The 4,066-nt window shown below is 59.1% G+C and carries 3 protein-coding genes; 1 reads left to right on the top strand and 2 read right to left on the bottom strand.

From position 1 onward, the window contains the following. A partial coding sequence (locus K1Y02_25695) for a CehA/McbA family metallohydrolase (protein ID MBX7259774.1) occupies nt 1-1,528 on the top strand: 1,528 nt, incomplete at its 5' end. A gap of 190 nt (nt 1,529-1,718) precedes the next feature. Here K1Y02_25695 and K1Y02_25690 read toward each other — a convergent pair. After that, complete coding sequence (locus K1Y02_25690) at nt 1,719-2,684, bottom strand: GDP-mannose 4,6-dehydratase (GenBank protein MBX7259773.1); 966 nt, start codon at nt 2,682-2,684, stop codon at nt 1,719-1,721. Nucleotides 2,685-3,818: 1,134 nt separating this feature from the next. Further along, a partial coding sequence (locus K1Y02_25685) for a hypothetical protein (GenBank protein MBX7259772.1) occupies nt 3,819-4,066 on the bottom strand: 248 nt, incomplete at its 5' end.

Here is a 4,066-nt window from a genome sequence, read left to right as displayed (position 1 = left end):
CGAGAACCTGACCTTCACACTTACCGACGGCGTTGGCGGCACCGTGGCCCTGCGAGGGTTCGACAAAGATTACGATTTGGTAATGGACAGCGTCGAACTCAAAATGAAGACGAATCCAAACGACCCTTCCGACTTCCCGCACGCTGAACCCGTCCCGTTCGATTCGCCCGTGCTCGAGAAAAAGGCCGGATGGCTCAAGGGCGATCTACACGTAAAATCGGTCCATGGCGGCGGCGCCGAATCCGTCGCGGAACTGGTAAAACGCGCGGAACAATCCGGGCTCGACTTCATCGCCATCACCGATAGAAATACGATGGATGCGTGTTTCGACGCGGACTTCAAGTCTAACAAAGTCGTGTTAATACCCGCGATGGAATGGGGCAACGAACAGCGCGGAATGGCGCTCATTTACGGCCCGCGCACGATGCCGGAGATCACCAACAGTTTCAAAGAAGACCAGGGCGTCTGCCAGCGCGTGCAGGCACAGGGCGGCATCTTTGTCGTCGCGACGCCGTGCTTCCCAACCGCCCCTTGGCAACGAGGGCTGTCCTACGTGAACGGCATTGAGGTCTGGTGCCGCGACTACCGGGCCGTCCCGGGAATCAAACTGGAGAACCTCGTCGAGGAATACCAGCGGAAAGTCGACGGCAAACTCATCTACTCCATCTCGATGGCCGCGAACACGCAAGACCTCTCGGCCAACGGGCAAGCCACCATGTTTTGGGACTACGAACTCACGCGTGGCCTGAAAGCCGCGTGCGTGGCCGGCAGCATGTCTTCCAGCCCGAAAGTCCCCATGGGCAAACCGATAACCTACGTCTACGCGCCCGAGAAATCGGTCCGCGGCATTCTCTACGGGCTGCGTATGGGCAGAACCACCATCGCCGCCGACGCCGACGCGCCCACCATCGAATTCTATACAGATGTGCGCTCTTGGAAATCGAACGCAGAAACCGCCCAGGCAGCCATCAACAACACGCTCGATCCAAACGCGAAAGCCGCTCCGCAGCAAGCAGTCAAAGTTGGCAAACCTGAGATTTCCCTGGGCGGCATCGTGCCGCTGGGCATGCCCGTCGACCTCTACCTCGAAGTGAAGAACGCGAAAGGCATGAAGATGGAAATCCTTCGCAACGGCTGGCCGATCGTCACGAAGAAAATCGAGACAGACAAAGTCGAACTCCTGAAAACGACCGATACGCCTAACGCATACTGCAACTACCGCGCGCGCGTGATTCGGGCGCCGCAAGCCAAAGGTATTGGCCCCGTAGACGTGGTTGCGATGACTTCGCCGATCTACGCTCAGGACATCGTCCCCATAGATCCCACAAAAAAGAACCCGCTGGACATCAATATCCGTGTCGACAAACCCGGCGCCGCGCCTCCGGCCAAGGTATCCGAAGTGGTCGAAGAAGGCGGGAAAAAGCGCGTACGTTTCGAGAACGGGGCACCGGTGCAGCCCGTTCAACCCGACAACTTCAACCTCCCGCCAGACGCCAAAGTCAACACGCTTAAACCCAAGAAGCTATAGCAGGCAGGTACAGTTTGCCGAGTATGGCAGGAACGGCGCATGGTAGGGACGGCTCGCCGAGCCGTCCGGCACCCACCAATGGCCTGCGCTCAACGCCCGCGCATGCTCTCCATCCCAATCCCCTTGTGCATGCAATTCCAAACCCGGGGCGGTCTCGGCGAAACCGCCCCGCCCTAATCAGCCTTGCTCCCTAACTTCCCCCATTCCGCCGCATATCGTCGATCACCGCATTCAGAATCGTATCCAAATCCGTCTTTGGCGCATAGCCAATCGCCGCGCCGATTTTTTCCAACGACGGCGCGCGATGCCGCATATCCTCATAACCAGGACCATACGCCTTGTCGTACGGCACATACTCAAGCTGCGATTTGCTGCCCGTGAGCGCGATCACCCGCTTCGCCAAATCCTCGATCGTGATCCGATACGTGCTGCCGATATTAAAGATTTCGCCGTTGATGTCCCGCTTGTCCATCAGCCCCATCAGCGCCGGCACGACATCGCCGACATACGCAAAACAACGCGTCTGCTTGCCGTCGCCGTACACGGTAATGTCCTCGCCGCGCAACGCAGCCCGTACAAACCGCGGAATCACCATTCCATAACGGCCCGTCTGCCGCGGCCCCACCGTGTTGAACAAGCGCACCACGACACAGGGCATCCGCTTCGACCGCCAATACGCCAACGTCAGAAACTCATCTATCGCCTTAGACTCCGCGTAGCTCCAGCGGCTCAGGTGGGTCGAACCCATGATCCGGTCGTCGTCCTCGCGAAAGACTTCCTTCTCGCTCTTTCCGTACACCTCGCTCGTCGACGCCACCAGCACGCGACGCCGATACCAGCCTACTTCCTCCAGCACGGTCTCGGTCCCGCGGATATTATTCGTAATCGTCCGGATGGGCTCATCCACGACAAGCTGCACGCCCAACGTCGCCGCCAGGTGATACACGACATCCACCTCGCGCACGAGGTCCCGCACGATCTCCTGGTTCAACGTCGAATCGATAACGGACGTCACCTTCCCGTCCAGATGCTCAATATTCTCGAAGCGCCCCGTGCTCAGATCGTCGAGAACGAAAACCTCGTCCCCCTTCTTCAACAACGCCTCGCACAAATGCGACCCGATAAACCCTGCTCCGCCCGTAATCAACGCCTTCATAACGCGCTCCCAATAACCCCAAGTAAGTCGGCAGTATAGGGCCGGTGAAAGCCCCGTTCAAAGCAGGCGGCGCAAGGTAGACAGCGCGCAAGGCGGAGACCGCGCAAGGTAGACACCCTCAAGGTAGGGACGGCTCGCCGAGCCGTCCGGCACGCACCAATAGCCTGCACAAGGCGCATGCCCATGACCACGGTCTCATCACCTTACCCGTGCCGATTCCAAACCCGCGGCGGTTTCGGCGAAACCGCCCTACCCCGCAACGCGCGAACGACACTTAATAACCGCGGTATCGTTGGGATGGGTCGCCAAGCCCATCTACTAACTAGCCCGTCGCGTTGCACCCCCTTCGTTATTCCTTAACGAATCAAGGGGTACCCCGTGCCGGCGGGCGGTGCTGAGGAGCGGGGCGGCCCCCCCCGGAAGAAAAATGTCGAAACAAGGGTACCCGCTCCGGTGGAAATGCAAACCGGGGGGTGCAGCAACTTCTTATGACGATTCAAGGGGGTCGCCCCCTGGGAGCTGGAAGAATAACCGGCGGACTGTCGAGCGTAGTTGGCAGATCGTAGGCATCAAGCAGGCTCCGAACTGGGCTATCTGCAGCATGCAGTGCGCCCCTACTCAGTAGACGCAGCGCGTTGCACTCGCGAGAGAAGCCCCGGCAGTCGCGCCTCCGGCCCATCCGTCGCCAACCACGTCCCAACGATGTCAATCCGAAGGCGCTATTCGCGCCGAGGAATCTACTCCGGCGACACCACACCTCGACCACGAAGGGCTATGGACTGCATAAGGTTTTCTTTGATTGCGTCGGTGTGGAGGCGGTAATTGCATTTGGCGAGGTTACGCCGAATTTTCGAACCAAGTTGCTCTCGTTCGGCGTCTTTGAACCCTTGGAACGCCTTGATGAGTTAGCGCTTGTTCTCTGCCCATATCCAGGTAGAAAACTCGAAGGCGATGTCTTTGTGGGCAAACGTCCCCCCGTTCTGAGTGCAACGCCATGGGCTACATAGTAGAACCCATTTCCGTATGCGTGAGTTTGGACGTGCTAAAAATGCCGAACGGATTTCGGCGCTACGTAGCACCCATTTCCATATGGGTTCTTGTATTTGGATTCGTAGCTTCGAGGTGATTCTTCGCCTACAGCCCGCGCAGCATCTCCGCGGCTTTCGCTTCGTAGAGCGCGTGCCACTCCGGCGCGACGATGCAGTCGCTGTCTTCCTGCGCGCCGCCGACGTTGCAGAGTTGCTCGGCGGTGGGCGCGTAGTAGATGTAGCCGTTGGTGTACCCAGCGACGAATGTCAGGTCGTGCGGGGACGCCTTCTTGATGTCGAGCCCAGTCTGGCACGTGAGCTCGCCGGGAAACGTGAGCAGCACGAAATCGCCGA

It is taken from the genome of Candidatus Hydrogenedentota bacterium (assembly GCA_019695095.1).
Classification (GTDB): domain Bacteria; phylum Hydrogenedentota; class Hydrogenedentia; order Hydrogenedentales; family SLHB01; genus JAIBAQ01.
Note: the sequence above shows the minus strand (reverse complement) of the source record. Positions and strands in the feature narration are given on the sequence as shown.

What these genes read in the sequence shown, in the direction of transcription:
- K1Y02_25690 (MBX7259773.1), bottom strand. Translation starts at nt 2,684, where the DNA reads ATGAAGGCGTTGATTACGGGCGGAGCAGGGTTTATCGGGTCGCATTTG.